This window comes from Viridibacillus sp. KH_047 (assembly GCF_057838945.1).
The window spans coordinates 535,762-561,419 of the sequence record NZ_CM174479.1 but is presented as its reverse complement, the minus strand read 5'-3'; the positions used below and the strand labels follow the sequence as shown (position 1 = coordinate 561,419).

The 25,658-nt window shown below is 36.9% G+C and carries 24 protein-coding genes; 8 read left to right on the top strand and 16 right to left on the bottom strand.

What is annotated here, in order from left to right; all coding sequences use genetic code 11:
• Positions 1–150: 150 nt before the first annotated feature.
• On the top strand, positions 151–1,242 hold the full coding sequence (locus tag AC3IS5_RS02800; protein WP_489426485.1) for an FUSC family protein: 1,092 nt from the start codon (positions 151–153) through the stop codon (positions 1,240–1,242).
• A gap of 51 nt (positions 1,243–1,293) precedes the next feature.
• On the opposite strand, the gene AC3IS5_RS02795 is transcribed toward AC3IS5_RS02800, so the two are convergent.
• The 9 genes from AC3IS5_RS02795 to mutY form a co-directional block, all read right to left on the bottom strand.
• On the bottom strand, positions 1,294–2,181 hold the full coding sequence (locus AC3IS5_RS02795; protein ID WP_390011951.1) for an ABC transporter permease: 888 nt from the start codon (positions 2,179–2,181) through the stop codon (positions 1,294–1,296).
• A gap of 26 nt (positions 2,182–2,207) precedes the next feature.
• A complete protein-coding gene (locus AC3IS5_RS02790; protein WP_390011932.1) occupies positions 2,208–3,212 on the bottom strand; it encodes an ABC transporter permease in 1,005 nt (334 codons plus the stop codon).
• A gap of 97 nt (positions 3,213–3,309) precedes the next feature.
• Positions 3,310–4,923, bottom strand: a complete 1,614-nt coding sequence (locus AC3IS5_RS02785) for an ABC transporter substrate-binding protein (protein WP_489426484.1) — start codon at positions 4,921–4,923, stop codon at positions 3,310–3,312.
• 31 nt (positions 4,924–4,954) lie between these two features.
• Positions 4,955–5,938, bottom strand: coding sequence for an ABC transporter ATP-binding protein (locus AC3IS5_RS02780; protein WP_489426483.1), 984 nt, complete (start codon positions 5,936–5,938; stop codon positions 4,955–4,957).
• On the bottom strand, positions 5,913–6,932 hold the full coding sequence (locus AC3IS5_RS02775) for an ABC transporter ATP-binding protein (protein ID WP_340705668.1): 1,020 nt from the start codon (positions 6,930–6,932) through the stop codon (positions 5,913–5,915). Before AC3IS5_RS02775 ends, AC3IS5_RS02780 begins: the two co-directional genes overlap by 26 nt.
• 178 nt (positions 6,933–7,110) lie before the next feature.
• Entirely contained in the window at positions 7,111–8,859 is a 1,749-nt protein-coding gene (locus tag AC3IS5_RS02770; RefSeq protein WP_489426482.1) for an ABC transporter ATP-binding protein, read from the bottom strand.
• 56 nt (positions 8,860–8,915) lie between these two features.
• Positions 8,916–9,461 (bottom strand): nucleoside tri-diphosphate phosphatase, encoded by a 546-nt coding sequence (ntdP, locus tag AC3IS5_RS02765; protein WP_053418811.1) that lies wholly within the window; start codon positions 9,459–9,461, stop codon positions 8,916–8,918.
• A gap of 136 nt (positions 9,462–9,597) precedes the next feature.
• A complete protein-coding gene (locus AC3IS5_RS02760; RefSeq protein ID WP_489426481.1) occupies positions 9,598–9,786 on the bottom strand; it encodes a gamma-type small acid-soluble spore protein in 189 nt (62 codons plus the stop codon).
• Between the two features lie 65 nt (positions 9,787–9,851).
• Entirely contained in the window at positions 9,852–10,925 is a 1,074-nt protein-coding gene (gene mutY / locus AC3IS5_RS02755) for an A/G-specific adenine glycosylase (RefSeq protein WP_489426480.1), read from the bottom strand.
• A gap of 127 nt (positions 10,926–11,052) precedes the next feature.
• On the opposite strand from mutY, the gene AC3IS5_RS02750 reads away from it, so the two are divergent.
• A complete protein-coding gene (locus tag AC3IS5_RS02750; protein WP_489426479.1) occupies positions 11,053–12,030 on the top strand; it encodes a metal-dependent hydrolase in 978 nt (325 codons plus the stop codon).
• Between the two features lie 538 nt (positions 12,031–12,568).
• Here AC3IS5_RS02750 and AC3IS5_RS02745 read toward each other — a convergent pair.
• Genes AC3IS5_RS02745 through recX form a run of 3 tightly spaced genes read right to left on the bottom strand, consistent with a single transcriptional unit; the run spans position 12,569 to position 13,959 of the window.
• Positions 12,569–12,829, bottom strand: a complete 261-nt coding sequence (locus AC3IS5_RS02745) for a YfhJ family protein (RefSeq protein WP_053418815.1) — start codon at positions 12,827–12,829, stop codon at positions 12,569–12,571.
• A gap of 1 nt (position 12,830) precedes the next feature.
• Positions 12,831–13,157, bottom strand: coding sequence for a YfhH family protein (locus tag AC3IS5_RS02740; protein ID WP_038178552.1), 327 nt, complete (start codon positions 13,155–13,157; stop codon positions 12,831–12,833).
• On the bottom strand, positions 13,150–13,959 hold the full coding sequence (gene recX, locus AC3IS5_RS02735) for a recombination regulator RecX (RefSeq protein WP_489426478.1): 810 nt from the start codon (positions 13,957–13,959) through the stop codon (positions 13,150–13,152). The genes AC3IS5_RS02740 and recX overlap by 8 nt, the downstream gene beginning before the upstream one ends.
• 181 nt (positions 13,960–14,140) lie before the next feature.
• Here recX and AC3IS5_RS02730 point away from each other — a divergent pair, with 181 nt between their 5' ends.
• The 3 genes from AC3IS5_RS02730 to rlmD are packed head-to-tail and all read left to right on the top strand — an operon-like array spanning position 14,141 to position 17,316.
• Entirely contained in the window at positions 14,141–15,040 is a 900-nt protein-coding gene (locus AC3IS5_RS02730) for a TIGR01777 family oxidoreductase (protein WP_489426477.1), read from the top strand.
• Positions 15,041–15,090: 50 nt separating this feature from the next.
• Positions 15,091–15,912, top strand: a complete 822-nt coding sequence (locus AC3IS5_RS02725; protein WP_489426476.1) for a polysaccharide deacetylase family protein — start codon at positions 15,091–15,093, stop codon at positions 15,910–15,912.
• Between the two features lie 33 nt (positions 15,913–15,945).
• Positions 15,946–17,316 (top strand): 23S rRNA (uracil(1939)-C(5))-methyltransferase RlmD, encoded by a 1,371-nt coding sequence (gene rlmD, locus AC3IS5_RS02720; RefSeq protein WP_489426475.1) that lies wholly within the window; start codon positions 15,946–15,948, stop codon positions 17,314–17,316.
• 268 nt (positions 17,317–17,584) lie between these two features.
• On the opposite strand, the gene AC3IS5_RS02715 is transcribed toward rlmD, so the two are convergent.
• Positions 17,585–18,472 carry a D-alanyl-D-alanine carboxypeptidase family protein gene (locus AC3IS5_RS02715; RefSeq protein WP_489426474.1) on the bottom strand — a complete coding sequence of 296 codons (888 nt, stop codon included), beginning with the start codon at positions 18,470–18,472 and terminating at the stop codon, positions 17,585–17,587.
• Between the two features lie 128 nt (positions 18,473–18,600).
• The gene (locus tag AC3IS5_RS02710; RefSeq protein ID WP_489426473.1) at positions 18,601–19,776 is read right to left on the bottom strand and encodes an MFS transporter; all 1,176 of its coding nucleotides are present in this window, start codon (positions 19,774–19,776) and stop codon (positions 18,601–18,603) included.
• Positions 19,777–20,202: 426 nt separating this feature from the next.
• On the opposite strand from AC3IS5_RS02710, the gene AC3IS5_RS02705 reads away from it, so the two are divergent.
• The 3 genes from AC3IS5_RS02705 (at position 20,203) to AC3IS5_RS02695 (ending at position 24,204) form a co-directional block, all read left to right on the top strand.
• The gene (locus AC3IS5_RS02705) at positions 20,203–20,391 is read left to right on the top strand and encodes an SE1561 family protein (RefSeq protein WP_038178566.1); all 189 of its coding nucleotides are present in this window, start codon (positions 20,203–20,205) and stop codon (positions 20,389–20,391) included.
• Positions 20,392–20,519: 128 nt separating this feature from the next.
• The gene (locus AC3IS5_RS02700; protein ID WP_489426472.1) at positions 20,520–22,055 is read left to right on the top strand and encodes a fumarate hydratase; all 1,536 of its coding nucleotides are present in this window, start codon (positions 20,520–20,522) and stop codon (positions 22,053–22,055) included.
• 244 nt (positions 22,056–22,299) lie between these two features.
• Entirely contained in the window at positions 22,300–24,204 is a 1,905-nt protein-coding gene (locus AC3IS5_RS02695; protein WP_489426471.1) for a heavy metal translocating P-type ATPase, read from the top strand.
• 22 nt (positions 24,205–24,226) lie between these two features.
• Here AC3IS5_RS02695 and AC3IS5_RS02690 read toward each other — a convergent pair whose 3' ends face one another.
• Together AC3IS5_RS02690 and AC3IS5_RS02685 are read right to left on the bottom strand one after the other, a co-directional pair.
• A complete protein-coding gene (locus AC3IS5_RS02690; RefSeq protein WP_489426470.1) occupies positions 24,227–25,168 on the bottom strand; it encodes a YihY/virulence factor BrkB family protein in 942 nt (313 codons plus the stop codon).
• 23 nt (positions 25,169–25,191) lie between these two features.
• Positions 25,192–25,542: a YtxH domain-containing protein gene (locus AC3IS5_RS02685; protein ID WP_489426469.1), complete on the bottom strand. Its 351-nt coding sequence runs from the start codon at positions 25,540–25,542 to the stop codon at positions 25,192–25,194.
• Positions 25,543–25,658: the final 116 nt, after the last annotated feature.

The window sequence follows — 25,658 nt, the reverse complement described above, 5'->3', positions numbered from 1 at the left end:
TTTTTGAAGAAACGTCGTTTTTTTGTCTACACTATAGGTTACCGTCATAAGTTAATGAAGCTCATGAATAATCCGTTTGTTGACCATCTTGAGGTAATCGGTTAAAGTAGCGGAATACTAGTATACAGAAAGAGAGGTTACCCATTTCAAATGAAATTAGGTGCCCGTATTTTAAAAACAGGTTTAGCTATTATATTTGCACTTTATATTGCAAATTTGCTTAACTTACCATCACCCGTCTTTGCCGGCATTGCTGCTATTTTCGCAATCCAACCATCTATTTATCGCTCTTATTTAACAATTCTAGAACAAGTACAATCAAATTTAATCGGTGCTGCAATAGCTGTTTCATTTGGTTTACTATTCGGCCATCAATATGTAGCCGTTGGATTAGCTGCTATCATAACTATTTCTATCGTCATTCGACTTGGTTTGGAAAATTGTATTTCCTTATCTCTTGTAACCGTCATCGCGATTTTAGAAGTCCAAGACGGTGATTTTCTTACTTTCGGTTTGATTCGATTTGTTACAGTACTCATCGGGGTACTTGCCGCTTTTATCGTCAACCTTGTCTTTTTACCACCTCGCTATGAACTAAAGTTATTTCAATCCATCAATCTGTTACAGGATGAAATTATTCGCTGGACTCGTCTTGCAGTTCGTCAAGCATCTGAACATACATCAACAAAACAATCTTTGCGAAAATTAAAAGAGCATCATTTAAAGCTCAATCAGTTATATTCATTTTATAAGGAAGAACGTAGGTATATAAAAAATGAAAAGCATGTAAAAGCAAGAAAGCTTGTTGTTTATAGACAAATGATTACAACATCAAAAAAAAGTTTAGAAGTTTTACAAAGACTACATTTACATGAAAATGAGTTATCAAAACTTCCTGAGCAATTTCATATTATGATTCAAGAACGCTTAGATTTCCTACTTACTTATCACGAACAACTCTTTTTGAAATATTCTGGGAAACTAAAGCCTGATCATAAGGCTTGGATTGGTCAAGAGGAATATTTACAAAGAAACGAAGTAATGGATATTTTCGCAGAACAAATTGCAATTTCACGCGAAAATGATGAGGACGAAGAATTTTCAAGCTATCATTTACTGCATATACTCTCTCGTATTTTAGATTATGAAGAAAACTTAGAGCATTTAGATATGCTTATTATGTCGTATCAAAATCACCATGGTGATGAAATTAAACTTGAAATTGAAGACAGCATATTCTAAAAAAAGCATCCAATGTATCGTTTTACTTGATACATTGGATGCTTTTTTCGTTTAGTTTTTCATTTTAGGATCAAGAGCATCTCTTAAACCATCACCCATTAAGTTAAACCCTAGAACAGTTAACATAATCGCTAAACCTGGGAAAATCATAGTCCAAGGAGCATTGATTAAATAGATACGTGCATCAGCTAACATTTTACCCCACTCTGGTGTAGGCGCTTCTGCTCCAAGCCCAAGAAAGCCAAGTGCAGCCGCTTCAATAATTGCAGATGCGACGGCAAGTGTTCCTTGCACAATAACCGGTGTCATCGAATTCGGTAAGATATGTGAAAAAAGAATCCGAGCATCCTTCATACCAATCGCTTTTGCAGAAGTAATATACTCTTCCTGCTTAATGCTCAATACCTTCGAACGAATGAGTCTTCCAAAGTTCGGAACATTGATAATCGCAATAGCAATTAAAGCATTTTGCAAAGATGGACCAAGTATTGATACAACTGCAATAGCAAGTAATATACTTGGGAATGCTAACATAATATCGAAAATTCGTGAGATGATGGTATCAACCCAGCGACCATAATAACCAGCAATAATCCCCAACATACTTCCGACTACAACTGAACCAATAACTGAAGAAAAACCAACCCATAATGATATTCTAGCGCCGTGAACAACCCGTGAAAAAATATCCCGCCCAAAATCATCTGTACCAAACCAATGCTCAGCAGATGGTGGTTGTAAACGATTCTTTAACACTTGGTCATTAATTCCTTCTGGAACAAAAAATGGACCAACTATAGCTAGAAGGATGAAGAACGCAACAATTACTGCCCCTACAAGCGCAGCTTTACTTTTCTTAAAGCTACGCCATGCTTCTCTCCATGGACCAACCGATTGATCTTGTTTAATAACTACATCTATAGTTGCATTCGGTGCCATTTCAGACATATCGAACTCCTCCCTTCCTAGTCATATTTAATCCTCGGATCTATAAAACTATATAAAATATCTACGATTAAATTGATCATAACAAAAACAAAAGCAATCACTAAAATACCGGATTGTATAACCGGATAATCACGGTATCCAATAGCATCATAAATGTAGCGACCAATACCAGGCCAACTAAAGATTGTCTCTGTTAAAATAGCCCCACCTAATAATAGTCCCATTTGCAAACCAATTACTGTTAATACAGGAATGATGGCATTTTTGAGAGCGTGTTTATAAACAACCCAGAACATATTTTGCCCTTTAGCTCGTGCTGTTCGAACATAATCAGAACGCATCACTTCAAGCATACTTGAGCGAGTCATTCTCGCAATAATTGCCATCGGGATTGTCGCTAATGCAATTGCAGGTAATATTAAATGTTTTAACACATCCCAAAGCTGGTCAAATCGTCCATGAATAATCGTATCTACAATATACAAGTACGTAATAGGATCGACAGGATTCCTGGCGTCCTCTCTACCTGATGTAGGGAGTAAATCCATTTGAATACCAAATACCCACTGCCCCATTAAACCTAACCAGAAAATAGGCATAGATACACCGATAAGTGCTAAAATCATTGCAAAATAATCAAACCAAGAATTTTGGAACCATGCTGAAACAATTCCTGCATTCACTCCAATGATTACTGCTAAAATCATTGCAAAAAGAGCCAATTCAAATGTCGCTGCTAAATACGGCCACAATTCACTTGATACTGTTGCTTTCGTACGCATCGACTCACCTAAATCACCTGTCAATAAACCACCTAAATAATTGACGAACTGAATATACCAAGGGTTATCCAATCCTAGGCTTGCTCGCAATGCCGCTCTCGCTTCTTTTGTAGCCTGCTGTCCTAAAATTACTTGAGCAGGATCGCCTGGAATTGCACGAATAATTAAAAATACAATAAAGGTCATTCCGAGCAAAACCGGGATTAACTGTAACAGTCTTTTTCCAATATAGTGAAGCATCTTCTTCACCTCTCCATCTCAATTATGTAGAATAACTCTCGTTTGAAAAAACTCGCCTTCCGCCAAATAAGCGAAAGGCGTAGTTTAGTTGTCTAGCTTATTTAAAATCTACTTTTTCCAATCTGTCAGAACCAGTTGGATGTGGTAATAAGTTAATAACATCTGACTTACTAGCTAAAAGTGGTGTAGAGTGAGCCAGTGGAACCCATGGTGCTTCTTCATTAAAGATTTCTTGGACTTCTTTGTATAGCGCATTACGTTTCTCTTCATCTACTTCTGTTTGAGCTTCAATTAATAACTTGTGTGTTTTAGAATTTTTGTAGTAAGTGTAGTTATTACTGCCAATGCTATCCTCATCAAGAAGAGCATATAGGAAATTATCAGCATCTCCGTTATCGCCAGTCCAGCCAAGTAAGAATGCATCTGCTTCCCCTTTTTCAGCTTTATCTAAATATACGCCCCATTCATATGAAACAATTTTACTCTTCATACCAACGTCAGCTAGATTCTTTTGAATTGCTTCAGCAATTTTTTGGCCATCTGGCATATACGGACGTGGTACAGGCATTGCCCATAATTCAATTTGTTTACCATCATAACCAGCTTCTTTTAATAGAGCCTTAGCTTTTTCTGGATCATATTCATAGCCTTTAACATCGTCATTGTAACCACCAATTACTGGCGGCATTTGGTTTTTCGCAACTTCAGCTTGACCTTCGAAGAATGCGTCAACAATCGCTTGCTTATCGATTGCATAGTTCATCGCTTGACGAACTTTTACATTATCAAAAGGTGGTCGCGTTACAGTTAAACCAAGATAACCAATGTTCATAGATGGACGTTTAAGTAATTGTAAATCAGCATTACTTTCAATCGATGCTGCATCTGACGGACTAATACCGTCTGCTAAATCGATTTCACCTGTAGTTAAAGCATTTAAACGAGCAGAGTTGTCTGGAATAGAACGAAATACTACTTTATCAAGCTTCGGTAGTCCTTCTTGCCAGTACTCAGGATTCTTCTCGATTGTTATTGAATCGTTGCGCTTCCAAGAGACAAATTTGAATGGTCCAGTACCTACTGGATTATCACCAAACTTATCACCAAACTTTTCAAATGCCGTCGGGCTCGCAATAGCGAATGGACTCATTGCAAGGTTTTTCAAGAATGGAGCTTGAGGTTGTTTTAAAGTGATAACTACTTTTAAATCGCCGTCAGCTTTCACAGATTTGATTACTAGACTTTTATCATCTTTAAAGCCACCAAATACTGATTTAAAGTAAGGGAATTTCTCTGCATCGCCGTTCATCCAGCGTTCAAAGTTTTTCACTACTGCATCAGCGTTAAAATCAGTGCCATCATGGAATTTTACGCCTTCTTGTAAGTCAAATGTGTAGCTTAAACCGTCTTCAGCAGCCTCCCAAGACTTAGCTAAACCAGGATTTAATGTTGTATCTTGTTCACCAAAATTGATTAGTTTTTCATATAAGTTCTCTGTTACTTTGTAAGTCTCTCCCTCTGTTGTAGCAATAGGATCAAGTGATACAGAATCTCCCCCGCGACCAAAGACTAACGTTTTTTCTTTTTTCTCTCCGCCGCCTTTATCATCGCCCTTAACATCATCCTTTTCATCGGATGAACATGCTGCTAATGCTGTAGACAACACTAGTAATAACATCAAGCCTAGCGCTAACCATCTCTTTTTCCTCATATACATAACCCCTCCACACTTTGCTCTATTATCATTGTTGACCTTGCTCATTATATAAATGACAAGCAACAGAATGACCTTTCTCAACTTCCTTTAATACAGGTACTGTTTTTGAACAAATATCCATTTTAAATGGACATCTTGTATGGAACGTACATCCCGCAGGAGGATTTGAAGGACTTGGAATGTCCCCTGTTATCAATATTTGCTCCCGTGTAAAGTTTGGATCCGGTACAGGAACTGCTGATAATAAAGCCTTTGAATAAGGATGCAATGGTTTGCTATATAAAGACTCACTATCTGCTAACTCAACCATCTTCCCTAAATACATGACACCTACACGGTCACTAATGTGACGAACAACCCCTAAATCATGCGCTATAAATATATAAGTAAGCTTTAAATCTTTTTGCAAATCTTGCATCAAATTTAAAACTTGAGCTTGAATCGAAACGTCTAGAGCTGAAACAGGTTCATCTGCAATAATCAATTTCGGATTAGTCATTAGCGCTCTGGCTATACCAATACGTTGCCTTTGCCCCCCACTAAATTGATGGGGATATCGTCTTGCATGGTAACTACTTAGACCAACTATTTCCAGAAATTCATTGACCTTTTTCTTACGTTCTTTTGCATCTCCAATACCATGAACAACTAGAGGCTCCTCTAGAATTTTGCCTATTGAATGCCGAGGATTTAATGAGGCATAAGGATCTTGGAAAACCATTTGAATTTCACGGCGGGCTTTACGCATTTCCTCTTTTGTTAAATCAGATAGTAATTTACCGTCAAATTCAATGCTTCCTTCTGTTGGCTCTAGCAATCTCATAAGCATACGTCCTGTAGTAGATTTACCACAGCCGGATTCGCCTACAATCCCAAGTGTTTCTCCTTCATTCACATAAAAAGAAACATCATCTACCGCCTTTACTTGGCCCGATACTTTTCCCAGCATCCCTTTGCGGATTGGAAAGTATTTCTTCAACCCTTTAACTTTCAACAACGGCTCTGTCAACTGCAGACACCTCCTTTCTTTCGTGCAAGAAGCATCTCGTCTTATGCTCTGGGCTTGTTTGATATAAATTTGGATTTTCTACACGGCATTGCTCAAATGCAAATTCACAGCGAGCAGCAAAACGGCAACCAGTATTAACGGATCCCGGTTTTGGTACGTTTCCAGGTATAGAATATAACCGTTGTTTTTTAAAGCGCATATCTGGCACAGATTGAATAAGTCCTTTTGTATATGGATGTTGTGGGTCGTTGAATATTAATTTGACTGGCCCTTCCTCTACTACTTGACCGCCATACATAACGACAACTCGTTCACAAGTTTCTGCGACAACACCTAAATCATGTGTAATCATAATAACTGCTGTATTCAATCTTTCATTTAGGTCTTTCATTAATTGTAAAATCTGTGCTTGAATCGTTACGTCTAATGCTGTAGTTGGTTCATCTGCTATAAGTACTTTCGGATCACAAACAAGTGCCATCGCTATCATCACACGTTGGCGCATACCACCAGATAATTGATGTGGGTATTCCTTTATTAACTCTTCAGCTCTTGGTAAACCTACTAACTTCATCATTTCAATTGCCCGATTTCTAGCTTGTTTTTTTGACCAATCTTTATGATGGATTAATATTGCTTCCATCAATTGATTCCCTATTGTAAATAGTGGATTCAGTGACGTCATTGGTTCTTGGAAAATCATTGCTATATCTTTCCCTCGTACTTTACGCATTTCTTTTTGAGAAAGCTTAGTTAAATCCTTGCCATCAAATTCTATTTGTCCACCTGTAATTTTACCCGGCGGAGATGGTACAAGCCCCATAATCGATAAAGCGCTTACACTCTTGCCACAGCCAGACTCTCCTACAATGCCAAGTATTTCACCTTCTCTTACCGAAAAATTAATATTATCTACTGCAGGGATTTCACCATCATCTGTGAAAAATGTCGTCTGAAGTCCTCTCACTCGTAGTAATTCTTTACGATCACTCATATAGTCCCTCCTTCCAAATTCGATAATTCGATATTTTCTAAATATTCAATTCTTTTTATCTATTTTATACTGTTAATTTGAAAAATTGCAATACTTTTCATATTTAAGTATTTTTATGACAAAAAATAAAGACTTCCCACGAATGAGAAGTCTTTATTTCATGCTATATTACTACTTATTATGCATCTAGTCTTTGCATATGGAACAAGTTATGATAAATACCTTGTTGTTCTATCAATTGCTCATGTGTACCTTGTTCTTTTAGTTCACCATGATCTATAACTAGAATTTGATCGGCATGTGTGATTGTTGATAAACGGTGAGCTACGACGATTGTTGTTCTATCATGAGCTAATTTGTCTAATGATTCTTGAATTAGTGATTCACTTTCTAAATCTAAAGCTGAAGTTGCTTCATCCAGAATAAGGATTGGTGGATTTTTTAGAAAGACTCTGGCAATAGCAACTCGTTGTTTTTGTCCACCAGATAATTTAACACCACGTTCTCCAACTTTCGTATCGTAACCTTCTGGTAGTGACATGATGAAATCATGAGCATTAGCTGCCTTAGCTGCTGCAATTACTTCTTCATCAGAAGCATCTGGTCGACCCATTAAAATATTTGATTTTACAGAATCGCTAAATAGAATATTATCCTGGAGTACGATTCCAATTTGTGAGCGTAACGAATGGATAGTTGCCTCTTTAATATCAACTCCATCAACTTTTATAGCACCTTCCACCACATCGTAAAATCGCGGTATTAGCCCTACTATCGTTGATTTACCTCCACCACTCATTCCAACAAGCGCAATTGTTTGTCCTGCTTGAATATTGAAACTTACATTGTTCAATACATTCTGTTCATCTTCGGTATATCGGAATGATACTTTTTCAAATTGTACATCACCTTTTAGTGGCGGTAGTGCAGCTGCATTTGATTGATTTTCCACATCGTATTTCTCATCTATCAACTCAAATACGCGATCCATCGAGGCGATCGATTGAGTTAGTGTTGTTGAAGAAGTTACAAGTCTACGTAACGGCCCATATAGGCGATCGATATATGCAACAAACGCTACCATCGCACCAACAGAAAGCGGTCCTTGAATAACCATATAACCTGCAAATCCAATAACGAGTAACGGAGCTACTTCAGTAATCGTATTAATCACAGCAAAAGCTTTAGCATTCCATTTGGTTTGATCAAGTGCCTTGTCCAAAAACTCCCCGTTTGTCTCATCGAAAATTTTCTGTTCATGCTTCTCTAATGTGAAGCTTTTTATGATGCTCATTCCTTGAACACGTTCATGTAAATAGCTTTGTACTCCTGCTAATGCTTGTGAGCGTTTGCGTGTTAAATCACGTAATCTACCAAAAAAGTATTTTACACAAATCGCGTAGAATGGAAAGACGATTAATGTTACTAACGTCAATTTCACATCTAATGTTAGCATAATCCCAATAGCGATTAGAATTGTTGCTAAGTCCAGCCAAACATTCATCAGACCGGTCATGATAAAATTCTTCGTTTGCTCCACATCATTAATAACACGTGAAATGATTTCACCAGCACGTGAATTTGCATAATAGTTCATGCTTAACTTTTGAAGATGTCCATACAATTCTTTGCGAATATCATATAATATCTTATTACTCACATGCTGAGCAAAGTATTGGCGATAATATTCTATTGGTGGTCTTAAGACAAAAAATACAACAGCTGTTCCGCCAAGCCAATAGAATAGCTGTAATGTTTTTTCATCGCTTGTTAAATTTTCAGCCATCACAATATCATCAATCACAATTTTGATTAATATCGGAATAAATAATGGGATTGCAAATTTTACAATTCCTATAACAAGTGTTAATAGAATCTCCCAATTATAAGGCTTTACGAATCGCATATAGCGTTTAATACTGTCCAAAAAGTCACTCCCTTTTTCAAGTGAAAAGCCTGCTGGTTTTCACCAACAGGCTTTTATTAGTCATTATCATGAAGCTTTCTTTGAAATTGATAACGGCTCGTCCAAGCCTCTATAAAGTCAGGCGCAAATGGTCCACGTCTTTGGTGAATCCAACTAAGTAACTTATCAACATTTGATTTCAATATTTGATCAATTACAGATGGATAACTCATTTCCTCCTTATGTTGTTCATACTCATCTTCATCAAGTAAAGTATAAGACATATCGGGAAACACTTTTACATCTAAGTCATAGTCAATATACTTAATAGCGTTATTATCAAAAACAAATGGAGAGCTCATATTACAGTAGTAATATACTCCATCTTCTCTCAACATACAAATAATATTAAACCAGTGCTCTGCATGAAAGTAACAAATGGACGGTTCACGTGTTAACCATGTTCTACCATCCGCCTCCGTTACGAGTGTACGTTCATTCGCTCCGATGACTATATTTTTTGTGCCTTTCAATACCATCGTTTCTTGCCAGACACGGTGGATACGGCCATTGTGTTTATAACTATGTATTTGTATTGTTTCACCTTCTAATGGAATCGCCATGCTAATGCCCACCTTTTCGATAAACACTTATTGGAAAAGCGCTCTTTGCTTAACATTATAACAATCATGATTAAAAACGTGTAGCAAAAAATAAGCGAAGGCCAAAAGCCTTCGCTCATTAGGGTGTGTCCCATGATTAGTTCGAGTTATTTTGATTATTATTAGCAAATTTACCCGAAGCTTTTTGCTTGTTTTGCTCAGCTTTATTATTTTGCTTTGCTACTTCGCTGAAATCAGTTTCAGCTCCAAACTCCTCAAACATGTTTTGCGCATTGTTTTGCGCATTGTTTTGTGATTTGTTTGCACTGTTTTGATTCTTTTTCATGGAAATCACCTCCGTGCTATCTAATTTGCGTAGCTTGGAGATATTTATTCTTGGTAATATTTTCTTTAAAAATTTGATGATTCGATTTGATATCTTTGCCACACTTTTTGCATTGGTACTGGCATTGGTAAATCAGCCATCTCTTCAATCGTGAACCATTGGCAATTATCCGGGATGATTTGTTGTTCCTCACAACTAACAAAGTAACTTTCTATATGCCAAGTTAAATGTGAAAAAATATGTTTGAATGAAGTTAATTTTTCGCGTGATAATAAGTTTAAGCTATATTGTTCAGCTAATATTGTTTCGTTTGTAGTATCGGTATCTGTTTTTTGTTCAATTATTGGAAATTGCCACATATTCGCTAGTAGACCTTTTTCAGGACGTTTTTCGATTAAAAATTGGCCTTTAGTATTTCTTACAACATACACATCATAAGGAATGTGCTTCATCTTTGTTTTTTTCGTTTTAATAGGTAAACTCTCCGGATTCCCCTCATTGAAAGCTGTACAAAATTCTCTTACCGGGCATAATAAACACTTAGGAGAAGTCGGAGTACAAATCATCGCACCTAACTCCATCAACCCTTGATTAAATTCGGATGGATGAATTGGGTCAATGAGTTCCATAACTGCATTTTCAAACGTTTTTTTCGTCTTTGGAAGTGCAATATCTTCTTCAATTAGTAAAACTCTGCTTAGTACACGCATAACATTGCCATCAACAGCATGCTCCGCTTTATTATAGGCAATACTAAGAACCGCTCCTGCAGTGTACGGGCCAACACCTTTTAGTTTCGAAATTTCTGGTCTATTATCGGGTACTTTGCTGTTATAATTTTCGACCACTTCTCGAACACCTGCTTGTAAATTGCGTGCACGTGAATAGTATCCTAGCCCTTCCCATTGCTTCAACAACTTCTCCTCAGGTGCGTCTGCCAAATGTCGAATTGTTGGAAATTCACTTAAAAATCGTTCATAATATGGGATAACCGTGTCGACTCTTGTCTGTTGAAGCATCACTTCTGACACCCAAATTTTATAAGGGTCGTTCGTTTTTCTCCACGGTAAATCCCGTTTTTCTTTTTTAAACCACTCGACTAATGCTTGTTGGAATTGATGTTTATATTGATAGTACACTTTTTCCTCCTAGGTATTTTCGATTTATTTTAAAAATGCATTAAGCTATAAAATGTAAACCAACTGATTATTTTATCTAATAAAATTGCAATAATTTCTCTCCCAATATTTAAGGAGCTGATTATTTTTGGATTCAGGGACACATTTAGTAATGGGTATTGCACTAGGTGGTTTAGCATTAGCTGACCCAGTAGTAGCAGATAGTTCCATGACAACAGCTGCAGTTATTACAGCAACAATCATTGGATCACAAGCACCCGATATCGATACAGTTTTAAAATTGCGTAATAATGCTGTTTATATTCGGAACCATCGCGGGATCACACATTCAATTCCCGCTGTTATATTATGGCCTATTTTAATTACAGGCGTGTTATCTTTGTTATTTCAAGGTGCTAATATATTGCATCTATGGCTTTGGACATTTTTGGCTGTTTTTCTTCACGTTTTTGTTGATATTTTTAATGCTTATGGAACACAAGCATTTCGGCCACTCTCGAAGAAATGGATTGCACTCGGGGTTATTAACACATTCGATCCTATAATTTTCGGATTACATGTAATAGCACTAATGCTATGGGCCTTTGGTTTTGATCCCGTTGGGACTATAACTAGTTTATATATCATTATTGTGATTTACTATTTAATCCGCTTTACCTTACAGCAATCCGTTAAACATGCTGTTAAAAATACCATTCCAGATGCCGAAAAAATAATACTTTCACCAACAATGCGCTTTTTTCAATGGCGCGTTGCAGTCAACTCTAGCTCCACTCACTACGTCGGACGTGCATATGGGCGCTCTATCACCATATACGATAAATTCCCAATAGAACCACTACCAGACACTCCATTATTCCACGCAGCATTAGAAGATTCCAATTTAGCTGCATTCGTATCATTCTCTCCCTTATACCGTTGGGAAGTAAGCGAGCTTGAAAATAATTACCATGAAGTACGATTAATCGATCTACGTTATCGAAGCGAAAATCATTATCCATTCGTCGCCGTCGCACTACTAAACGACAATCTTGATGTCATCCAATCGTACACAGGCTGGATATTTAGCGAAGACAAACTAAGAAAGAAAATGCTCGTGGATTAACTTAAATGCTGAAGCGGCCCGTTCAGCCCCGACAAGCACTGGAACCTTCGAATCGAAAACATCTTTTCAGTTTTCGTCCGAGAAGGTGGAAGTGACCTCGAGGGGCTGGCCGCTGAAGCTGGATATACTTAAATGCTGAAGGCGCTCGTTCAGCTGCGAAACACGTTGGAGGGCGGAAGCCAACTGTTGCACTAACTCAAGTGATTATTGCATTTTCACTACTATTTGTTGCGCTAACTTCACTCTTTGTTGTACAAACTCAAGTGATTGTTGCGCTAACTCGCCTCTTTGTTATTTAGCAGAATATTCACGTCCTAAGACCGTTGTATTTCTAGTCTTTCAAACCCTAGATATCCCTTTTATTTATCCAACCTTTAGAAAAGCTGCCAAAATCGGCAGCTTTTCGTGTTTATAATGAAGTTGCTTGATAAATATTATAAATTTTAATCAAGTATCTCATTCAAAAAATGCTACCAATTAATAAACATCCTCAATAAACTGACCGCTACACATTAACGTAGCGGTCAGTTTATTGTAATCAGTTGTCAGTTGCATCTAGTAAGTGAGCGTATTTTGGATTACGTCCTGCGAATTCATGTAGTTGATGACCGTAGCCTTGAATCCATTGGCGAATGATTTTCTCAGTCATTTCAGTACCTTGATAATCATAACCAGCTTTTGCGTATGTCGCTTCAAAATCAGACCATAATAATTCGATCCACACGCGTGCACGTTCTTCTGTTAGTAATTCGTTACTATCTTTTAGTTCCATTACAAGTTGATCTACTATTGCTTCCAATTTACATACCTTCCTTTACTGGTGTTAACATTGAGATTGGTAAAGCTTCTTCATAATGATCGCCACCAAGTCGATATCCCCATCCAAAGCGTCCTTTTAAATATTCTAATTGAAAGAACACACCTGGATCACCTTCTATACGATACATTTCGCCAGGTTTGAAATCGTCTGGGTTCAATAAAAATGCTTGAGCCATCAATGCTTTTCGTTCATAAACAGCAAATTCATTGAGAATGCCCAGTTGCTCTGCTTTTCTCGCCTTTTCTTTTAATGTTGCGATTTCTGTTCGTAATTCTGATGGTGTCATATCGCTATATTTTTTATCCATTCTCTTGCTCCTTCTCTTCTATGAAAGTTTCTATAATATCAGCTGGAAAGCCTTTTTGATATAGAGTTTGCTTTACACGCATATGCAGATCATATCCGCTATATTTCGTAGCATATTTACGCCATGCTTTGTCACCTTGCACTTGAATCATTTGTTGCCATTCATCTTCTTCTCGTGAAAATTCAATTTGTTCAAGTACTTGCTCTATTATCGCAAAGGAATAGCCTTTTCGCATTAAGTTATCTTGAATTTTCTGTTTTACTTGAGTCGGCGTTTTACGTCGTTCAGAAAAAGCTACCTTCTCTCCTAACTTCAAGGCAATACTAAGCTGCTCTTCCTCAGAAAAGGTTTCGAGCACTTCTTCTTGTAACTTTTTATCAATACCCTTTTTCTGCATATCTTGTCTAATTGCACGAGGGCCTTTTTTGGCAGTCTTCTTCTTCGTTTCAAGAAGTGCTTTTGTATATGTGGCATCATTTAAAAAACCATGTTTATTTAATTTTTGAATAGCCTCTTGAATAACGGCCTCTCCAAATTCTAAGTCAAGAAGCTTCTTTCTCACTTCATATTCACTGCGCATTTGATAACTTAGAAAGCCCAGCGCACGATTATACGCTCTTTGAATTTCATCATCAAAGGCAATCTCATCTAGCTCGAGCCCTTCAATCACTTTACCTTTTGTCAGGCCAAACTGAATTAAAATGGTTTCATCAACACTAAAAGCGTATTCTTCATTTAAAAAAATATTATAGCGCTCTTGGTTTTTCTTTTGGCGCGTAATTTTTGTGATTACTCGAGTCATCGAAACACTCCTTCACTTAAATATAGTATACATCTTTTCTAAGTTACCTTCATTTCATCTATACTTATATATAATGAAAGCATACATATGTATGGAAAGCTATTACACTTGATTTGATTAAAGCAATCAAATAGTTCATGTTTTTTCACTACCCAATCTTACACGGAGGGACGTTAAAATTATGAAAATTGCAATTACAGGTGGCACTGGTTTTGTAGGACTTGAGCTTACAAAACTTTTACAGCAACAAGGTCATGACATTTTTATCTTAACGCGGAAAAAAAGCTATGAAGCAAATGGTATTCACTATATACAATGGCTAACAGAAAATGCAATGCCTGAAGCACATTTACAAAGTATAGATGCCTTTATTAATCTAGCTGGTACTTCTTTAAATGAAGGACGCTGGACAGATAAGCGTAAAAAGGATATCTACGACAGTCGCATTACTGCCACCAAGGAAGTCCTACGTATTATTGAAACACTTGATGTGAAACCTAAAGTACTGATTAATGCCAGTGCAATTGGCATCTATCCATCTTCAAAAGCTGCTACCTACACAGAAGGCTCACCTCAAGTGGCAAAAGACTTTTTAGGTAAAACCGTCAAACACTGGGAGCAAGAAGCAAAAAAAGCCGAAAACTTTGGAGTTCGTGTAGCTATGGCTCGCTTTGGTGTCATCTTAGGTAAAGATGCTGGTGCACTTTCTCTAATGGTTTTACCATATAAACTTTATGTAGGTGGTACAGTTGGTTCTGGTTCCCAGTGGGTATCTTGGGTACATGTCAAAGATGTCGCATCTGCATTATGTTTTGCATTAGAAAATGATCGTATTGTAGGACCATTTAATGTAACAGCTCCTAATCCAATTAGGATGAAGCAAGTAGGCGAAATAATTTCATCCGTTCTTGGTAGACCACATTGGTTTCCTACTCCATCATTTTTACTAAAAATTGCATTAGGTGAAAAAAGTAATCTCGTTTTAGAAGGACAGCAGGTTTTACCTAAAGTTTTACTAACAGAAAACTTTCATTTTGAATATCCAACATTAGAAGCTGCGTTAGAAAATTTGTACGCATAAAGATCAATCCTTAGCGCAACCTACCTTAAAAATAGAAAGGTTGCGTTTTTATGTGGAAAAACCATTTGCTCGGAATTGTCATTGCAAGTGCTATTGTTTTTATTGGTGCTATCGTCAATCCGTTTAGCGCTTCTGCAGATGAACTTCATTGGGGTTTAAAAAAAGCTCAGAACGAACAACCGGCAGAAGCTGGTGCAGCACTCGATCAAACCTTAGAAAAGTACGGGGCTCTTTATAAAGGAAGTCCTGATGAAAAGGTCATTTATCTAACCTTCGATAATGGCTATGAAAATGGCTATACAGCAAGCATACTCGACACCTTAAAAAAGGAGAAAATTCAAGCGACATTTTTCCTGACAGGTCATTATTTAACGAGTGCTACCCCACTTGTTAAACGTATGATAGATGAAGGTCATGATATTGGTAACCATTCATATGGCCACCCGAATATGGCAAGACTAAGTGAAGAAGAAATATTAAAGGAATGGAAGAAGTTCGATGATAAGCTAAGAGAGATTACAAAAGTTGAACGAACTATTTTTGCAAGACCACCTGAAGGCACCTTTAACGAAAAACTGCTTCAAGTAGGTAATGATGCTGGCTACCGACACATCTTCTGGTCAGTTGCCTTTAAAGACTGGCTTAAAGACAAACCTCAAGGCTGGAAATATGCATATGACAACCTTATGTCACAACTACACCCTGGTGCTATCGTCCTCATGCATACAGTATCGCCTGATAATGCGGAAGCTTTACCAAAATTCATCGAAGCTGCACGCAAAAAAGGTTATCGATTTGATTCCATTAATAATCTTGTAAACAAAGAAGCAGGTTTAGCTGGTTCTTTCAAAACACACGACCGTTCGTTATAATGAAGGAACATAGCGAAAAAGGACGTGTAATTTTTGACGCAACAATCAATTATGGAAATGGGACAAAAACTTAATATAACAATTAAAAGGCTCGGCATTAATGGTGAAGGAATCGGCTACTATAAACGTAACGTTGTTTTCGTCAAAGGCGCTCTTCCTGGTGAAGACGTCATCGCACAAGTGACGAAGGTTAATCGTAACTTTGCAGAAGCAGAAGTTGTGAAAATTCACAAAAAATCACCGATACGCCAAACACCACCATGTCCAGTTTATGAGGAATGTGGCGGTTGCCAATTACAACATATAACATACAAAGGGCAGTTAGCAGCAAAACGAGATGTCATCGTTCAAGCTCTAACAAAGTATGTAAAATCACAAGCAAACAAAATCGATGTGCGTCCTACAATGGGCATGGACGATCCTTGGCATTATCGAAATAAGAGCCAATTCCAAGTACGGAAGCCTGGCAATAAAGTGCTTGCTGGTTTGTATTCTGCCAATAGCCATAAACTGTTGAATATTGAAGAATGCGTTGTACAACACCCTGCAACAACGAAAATCACAACGGCTACAAAACGTATTTTAGATGAGCTTAACATCCCTATTTACGATGGTCGCTCAAAAGGAATTGTACGTACAATTGTTGTTCGTACTGGAATAAAAACAGGTGAAATACAACTCGTGCTTATTACGACACGTAAAAACTTCCCTAAAAAAGAAGAGCTTGTCGAACGATTAAAACAAATTGATCCAGCTGTTGTATCCATCGTGCAAAATATTAATGCTGAAAAAACCTCATTAATCTTTGGTGACGAGACATATACACTAGCTGGAAAAGAGACGATTCATGAAGAACTTGGTGAACTTGCTTTTGATTTATCAGCACGTGCCTTCTTCCAACTTAACCCTACACAGACTGTCCATCTCTATAATGAGATTAAAAAAGCAGCTGCATTAACAGGCAGAGAGACTGTTGTTGATGCTTATTGTGGTGTTGGTACAATCGGTCTTTGGTTGGCAAAGGATGCAAAAGAAGTACGTGGGATGGATATTATTCCAGAAAGTATTCAAGATGCTAAGCTAAACGCCAAAAAGCATGGCTTTGACCATGTTAAATACGTGACAGGCTCCGCTGAAGAATGGTTAGCAAAATGGCGCAAAGAAAAATTCGTGCCAGATGTACTAACAGTAGATCCTCCAAGAACCGGTCTTGCACCAAGCCTTCTAAATACAATTTTACAAGTTAAACCAAAACGCTTTGTTTATACTTCTTGTAATCCATCGACTTTAGCAAAGGACTTACAGGAGCTTACAAAGGTATATAACATTGAATATATTCAACCGATTGACATGTTTCCCCAAACAGCTCATGTTGAATCAGTCACATTATTAACATTGAAATAATCCATTAAAAAGATTGAAGTTCTTATGAGCTTCAGTCTTTTTTATTATTACTTAATACCCCGATTGCTCTAGATTTGGCGTCAACCACTGTTGGCATCAATCATCACATTGTAAGAGTCATACGTATAAGTTTTGCCAAATCTACTAACTGACAATTTGCATGGATATCGAATTCATAAAGTATATTCATCAAATCTATGTAATCTCTTCTGACAACTCCACCGCCGCAACGAAAAAAGGATCGCACTCACAAGTACAATCCAACTCATTAGAATATTTGATTATAAACAGCAAGAGCATCAGTCATATGAAACTGCTCCGTATTATGATCTCCAGGTGCTCCCGTTGTAATGAATATATACTGCTTACCATCTTTCTCAGCTAAACTTGCCAAACAAAGCCCTGCTTTATCTGTATAGCCTGTTTTGCCACCTAAAATCATTCCACCTTCAATAGTAATGGAGGGGAGCTTTTCAAACATTGAGCTATAAAAAGGAATGCCATCTGGATGTACATTTGTTGCTGAAGTAGTATAACGCTTTGCCGTAAACACTTTATAGAATGTTTCATCCTGTAAAGCATAACGTAGTAATTTCGATAAATCTTTAGCAGTTGAAAAGTGCTCAGTATCTTGTAAACCTGTAGCATTCATAAAATGCGTATTATTCATACCAATGCTTTTTGCCTTGTCATTCATTAACTTTACAAAGGCTTTCTCTGAGCCTGAAACAGCAATGGCTAAGCTAATCGACGCATCTGCTCCAGAAGGTAACATATTCCCGTATAATAAATCACGTACTGTCACTTGCTCTTGTGCTACAAATCCTGCTACCGAGGCATTTTCAGCACGAATCTTATCAAACATCACACTTGGAATTGTGATTCGATGTTCTAAATCAGATAAGTTCTCTATTGCTACAATGGCGGTCATCATTTTCGTTAAAGATGCAGGATATATTTCCATTTCACTTTGTTTATCAAGCAAAACCTTTCCACTATTTAAATCAACTAAAATGGCATTTTCACTAAATAGCCCCGGTTCAGCCTGCGTTACTTGTTGCCTTTCATCTATAAATAAATTAGCAATCCATAGTAAACCTAATACTAATAGAACCATCACTAATTTAATTCTTAATTTCAACTTTCTCTTCTTCACTTGAAACCTCTCCTTTCACTTCTATTAAACCAAATAGAAATGAAGGAAGATTAAAGGAAATCTGATTTTTTTCTTAATTTTTCAAATTAAAAAGTCTTTGTTACTTAAAAAGTAACAAAGACCCTAAATTATATAGATCGCTTTACTGTTCTTCCACCAATTAAAGAAATGAAAAACACACCAAGTAACATGATTGATACAAGTAAAAGGAAGCTATATTGGGTAACAAATTGTAAATAAAGACCGCCTAAAAATGGTCCACTCAAGCTACCTAAGCTAAAAAATATACCGCATAGTAAATTACCAGTTGGCAACAATTCTTTTGGAGTTAAATCTGTCATATATGTAATTCCTAATGAGAATAATGAACCTGCAAATAATCCGGCACATAAAAAGACAACAGCTACCAAAATTTCAGATCCCTCAAGAAAGCTGCCGATACCGAAAATCGTTCCCCCACCTGCTAAGGCAATTAATAGAATTCTGCGACGTCCAATCTTATCTCCAAGCATACCTAATGGCACTTGAGAGATAATCCCGCCCACTGAGAAAGCTGCCAAAATAAAAGATAACATTGCTACATCAAATGATAGTCGTAGTGCATAAACCGGGAACAATGCATTTAAAGAGGATTCTAAAAAGCCATAACAAAATGGTGGTAAAAATGCTACCCAAGCATATCTCAGGGCCGATACATAACGTCCCCATGCTTTTTCATCTACACTTGTCATTTGAATCGCCTCTGGACGCTCATTTTTCAATAAGAAAATAAGTGACCATGCTACTAAACAAAGAACCGATGACACGATAAATGGTAATGCCTCGAAAATGTTCATCAATGGTACAAATAAAGGTCCGAATGCAAAACCTAGACCAAATGATAAGCCATAAATTGCGATACTTTTACCAAGTCGATTTGCTGGAGCCGTACTTGTAATCCACGTTTGTGTTGCATAATGTAATGCGTGATCCCCAATACCGATCAGCAATCGTAATATAAACCAGAACGTTATACTTTTCCATAACGGGAACATGAGTAAAGATAAAAAGACGAGTGCTCCACCTATCACAATAATTGGTTTATATCCAAATTTGCGTAACGGTTGTTCGATAAAAGGGGCTATTAATAATGTTCCAATATATAAACCTGTTGCATTCAAACCATTCAAAGCAGAAGAAACACCATCCTGCTCAAAAATCACCGACACAAGCGGCAATAACATCCCTTGAGAGAATCCCGAAATGGAGACCATAATTACCAAAATCCAAAATCTTCTCTTTTTAAAATTAATACTATGCTCCATTTCTTCCTCCTTGCGAATATTTCAATTTAAGTGCTACTTAATTCTTGTACAATATTATCATAACTCGATTGGATGCTGATATGCTTTTCTCCATAAAAAATGAAGGCCCAGTTCACATTGATAACATGTGTACTGAGCCCTCTAACAATGACTATTATTCATTTTAATTTGCAGTTGCCTTTAAATCCTTAGCGGTAGTTCGCCTTTAACTGCTATCTCCCTCCCTCTACTACAGGTTTTTCAATTTGCTTTTCTAATTATTCTCCTTTCCTATTCTTATATTCACTTTATCACAATACTTAAATAATGTAAATTTTCTAAATATAAATAACATTAAAACATTTAATAAGTCCTAGTATTTCCGTAATTCAATTGAAAAAACTATATAAATCAGCTACTATTGGGTAGAAGAAATGAGGTGTAATGATGGGTAAATCAATTACAGATAAAGATCAACAAGTGACCTACCTAAAAGAACGTCTTCAAATCTTTTTAGAAGTGCTAGACGCAATTGACCCTGAAACTACTGAATTAGAAGATATCGATCGCCTTATTCAGATGATGGACGATTTAGAAGAAAAAATGGATCAATTCAATGACAGACCTGAAAACTAATTAATGAAAATGAATAATTTTTATCAATTTAAAAAAGAGCGTGAATTCACGCTCTTTTTTTCATATTTTGAAAAGGGTATAATGAGTATTGGAATTAAAACATTTCCTTATTTGAGGGGGCAATTTACATGAATTTAGAAAAGCTTGAACAAAGCATTTATGATTTAGTAACTGAAACATCTACAAACTTACCAAAAGATGTACGCCGCGCAATAAAAAAAGCGAAAGATGCTGAAAATGCTGGTACTCGTGCTGCTATGAGTTTAGATACAATCGCTACTAACATTCATATGGCTGACGATAATATTTCACCTATCTGTCAAGATACTGGACTTCCAACATTCAAAATTAAAACTCCTGTTGGTGTAAACCAAATTGAAATCAAAAAAGTAATCAAAAAAGCAATCGCTCGTGCTACTGCTGATGCTAAACTTCGTCCAAACTCAGTAGACTCATTAACTGGTGCAAACAGCGGTGATAATTTAGGTGAAGGTCTCCCTGTTATGAAATTTGAACAATGGGAAAATGACTTCATCGAAATTAAGTTAATCTTAAAAGGTGGCGGCTGTGAAAACAAAAATATTCAATACAGCTTACCTACTGAATTAGAAGGACTTGGACGCGCTGGTCGTGACTTAGATGGTATCCGTAAATGTGTTCTTCACTCTGTATACCAAGCACAAGGTCAAGGCTGCTCAGCTGGATTTATCGGTGTTGGGATTGGTGGAGACCGCTCATCTGGATATGATTTAGCAAAAGAACAATTATTCCGTCATGTTGATGACACAAATCCAAATCCTGATTTGGCTAAATTAGAAGATTACATACTTGAAAAAGCTAATACATTAGGTATTGGTACAATGGGCTTCGGTGGTGAGGCAACATTACTTGGCTGTAAAGTTGGCGTTATGAACCGTATCCCAGCATCATTCTACGTATCTGTAGCTTATAACTGTTGGGCTTACCGTCGTATGGCAATCGATGTTGACGCTACTACTGGTGAAATCAAAAACTGGCATTACCAAGACGGTGAGAAAATCTCGTTCAAAGACGAACCACAAACAGAAGAACCAAAATCGGAGAAAAAAGTTGTTGAATTAACAGCACCAATCTCTGAAGAACAAATTCGTTCATTAAACGTTGGTGATGTAGTTAAAATCACTGGTCGTATGTATACTGGCCGTGACGCTATCCACCATCACTTAATGAGTCATGACTCTCCAGTCGATTTAAACGGACAAATCGTTTATCACTGTGGTCCAGTAATGGCAAAAGACGAAAATGATAATTGGACAGTAAAAGCTGCTGGTCCAACAACTTCTATCCGTGAAGAACCATACCAAGGCGATATTATGAAAAAATTTGGTATTCGCGCAGTTATGGGTAAAGGCGGTATGGGGCCAAAAACACTTTCTGCTTTAGCTGAACACGGAGGCGTTTACTTAAATGCAATCGGTGGCGCTGCACAATACTATGCGGACTGTATCAAATCAGTCGATGGCGTAGACTTAATGGAATTTGGTATTCCTGAAGCAATGTGGCACTTATCAGTTGAAGGTTTCACAGCTGTCGTAACAATGGACTCTCACGGTAACTCATTACACGCAGACGTTCAAAAATCATCTCTTGATAAATTAGCAATACACGCTGAACGCGTATTTTAATAGAATCTTTACGAAACTCTTGGAGGCTATTTATAGTTTTCGAGAGTTTTTTTATTTTCTACATGCACATTTTCTCTTAAACTAACATTTATTAAACAATGCACTTCCCCAATTATATACTCTATGTTATAATAATTCTAAATTAAAAATGATTGTAAAAATGACTGGCAAGCCCTTGTGGTAAGCCAGTTTTATTCATTAAAAGAGGTTTTGATATTGATATTCATTATCAGGAGGTATAACAATGGAAACTATAAAACAACAAAACCACTCGCTAATTGAGAATATGAAAGAACACGCTGAACTCATTGCAGCTCTCTCTTCAGGTGTCTTCATATTAATTGCTTGGTTATTAGGGAAAAATGATATGAACACTTTATCTATACTTGTTTATGTCTTTGCATTTATAATTGGTGGCTTCGCAAAAGCAAAAGAAGGCGTTGAAGAAACAATTGCTAATAAGGAACTAAATGTAGAATTTCTTATGATTTTAGCAGCAGTCGGTTCAGCAATTATTGGTTATTGGACTGAGGGCGCAATTTTAATCTTTATCTTTGCGGTGAGTGGCGCACTTGAAACATACGCAATGAATAAAAGTCACAAAGAAATTTCAGCACTTATGAATTTACAACCTGAAGAAGCATGGCTAGTAAATGAACTAGGTGAACTAACTCGCGTCTCTGTTTCTACTTTAAAAAAAGGTGATCGCCTTTTTATTAAACCAGGTGAACGAGTTCCAGCGGATGGAGTGATTTTTGAAGGTACTACCGCGATTGATGAGGCTGCGATTAGCGGTGAAGCAATACCTGTTACTAAGCTTGAAGGTGACGAAGTATTTGCAGGTACTGTCAATATGAGTGGTGCCGTGACTATGGAAATGACGAAACCAAACTCCGAATCTCTATTCCAGAAAATCATTGACCTTGTACAATCTGCTCAAGATGAGAAATCACCTTCTCAGCAATTTATTGAACGTTTTGAAGGTACTTATGTAAAACTTGTTTTAATCGCCGTTTTGCTAATGATGTTCATCCCCCACTTCTTACTGGATTGGGATTGGACAACTACATTTTATCGCGCAATGGTATTACTAGTTGTTGCATCACCTTGCGCTCTTGTGGCATCTATAATGCCAGCTACACTATCGGCCATTTCTAATGGGGCGAAAAGCAGCATTCTATTTAAAGGTGGCGTTCATTTAGAAAATTTAAGTGTATTAAATGCCATCGCATTTGATAAAACAGGGACACTTACACGAGGTAAACCAATCGTCACTGAGTTTATAGTTCGTGATGGTATTGATCAGCAACAAATGCTCTCTATAGTCGCTGGTATTGAATCACAATCAAATCACCCTCTTGCACAATCGATTACGGCTTATGCGAAACAACAAGGACTAAAATCCTTCGATAAAGCTCAAATTGAAGATGTTCCTGGTTGGGGTATGAAAGCAGTTGTAGATAACATTGCTTATAAGGTAGGGAAAGCTGATTTCGTTGGTCGTGAAGATGCAGTGCGTTTTGCTAATGGGATTGCACTTACATTAGCGGATGAAGGTAAAACAGTTATTTTCGTTCGTGATGAAAAAGGAATTGTTGCCATCGCTGCAATGAAAGATACGGTTCGTGAAGAAGCAAAACGTGCAATTGCCCTGCTAAAAGAGCTAGGTATTCACACAATTATGTTGACTGGGGATAATGAGAATACCGCTAAAGTGATCGCCAAAGAAGCAGGTGTTGATGCTTATATTGCAGAGTGCTTGCCTGAAACAAAAGTACAACATATGAAAGATTTAATGGCCAAGTACAAACATGTCGGAATGGTTGGTGACGGTATTAACGATGCCCCTGCACTTGCAACAGCTACTACAGGGATTGCAATGGGTGAAGGAACAGACGTTGCATTAGAGACAGCGGATGTTGTATTGATGAAAAATGACCTTTCTAAAATTGCTTATGCAATTAAACTGTCGCGTAAAATGCAAAAAACCGTTAAGCAAAATATTGCATTTTCTATTTCGGTCATTGCTTTGCTTATTATCTCAAACTTCCTACAAGTAGTAGATTTACCTTTAGGTGTTATCGGACATGAAGGTAGTACAATTTTAGTGATTTTAAACGGTTTGAGACTGTTAAATAAAAACATATAAAAAAGAGAGTGACCATTTAAGGTCACTCTTTTTTTCGTACTTCCAATATTTCTAGTCTCTTCTGCATAATGGCATTAATTTGTCCACCGGCCATTAAAATCATGCCTGTGAAATATAACCATAACATTAATATGATAATTCCCCCGATACTACCATATGTTGCAGAGTAATTCGCAAAATTACTAACATAGTAAGAAAATCCATAAGATAACACTATCCATGCAACCGTCGCAGCAGCCGAACCGAGTAATACACTGCGTAAATACAACTTTATATTAGGTACAATCCAATACATTGTTGTTAATACTGTGAAAATCAATAGAGGTGGTATGATCGAACGAATACTATTCCAAATCTTCAAGAAATCTACCGCTAACCCAAAGTAAGAGAATAGTATAACACCAATCTGCCTACCAAAGACTGATAGTAGCAATGCCACAATAATCAATCCTACTAATAAAAACGTGAAAATTACAGACACAAATCTCGCTATAATGTATGGCCTTGTTTCGTTTTTATCATAAGAACGGTTTATTGATTTGATCAACGCATCTACACCTTTAGATGCTGACCAAATCGTACCGATAATACCTATCGACAATAATCCACCGTTCCTATTTTCTAAAACTTCACTAATTGTCCCAATTATCAATGAGTACACTTGATCAGGCAAAATGGCATTCAAAAATAAATAAATTTGATCTGGATCAATATTTAAAAACGGTAGTAATGTCACTAAGAAAATGAGTAATGGAAAAAAAGATAATAGGAAGAAATACGCTAACTGCGCACTAAAGCCCGAAATATCATCATTTTTTATCCGCTGTATAATCTCCATCAAAAAGCCTTTTGATGTCGTTATATCATTAACCTTTTCATCCTTATCCCTTTTCTCTATTTGCATCATCTTCACCTTATCAAATACAGTTGAAGACTTTGAATCATCACGATTGTTTCTACTCATTGATCTCTCCCCCTTTGTTCAGGTCAAAGATGAATTATGTTAGGATCTTCCTCTTTTTCTTTTGGAGATACAAATGCATTTTTAGTATCCGTTATTAGATTTTTTACTTGTGGTGTATATGTTCGAATTTCATCAACTTTTTCCATTAAATAATCTTTTTCGGTTGAAAATGAATCATATAAAGTTTGATACTTTTCCACTTTGTTTTGTACTTTTTCAACAAATTCATCGCGATTTTTTGCATAATACTTAACATCATTTGAAATGCTTTTAGCTTTCTTACATGTGCTCTCACGAGTACTACGATCCAACATACTAATTGCTGCTCCAGCAAGTGCACCAATTGTGATTCCTACAAATAACTTATTCGACATAATAAATTCCTCCTTGCATTTAATCCCTTTGAAATAGTATGCCCTTCTACTTTAACAATAAAACTAAAGTGATGGCTATACAATGTAATCTCTTTAAAAAATATTTCTTGACTTAT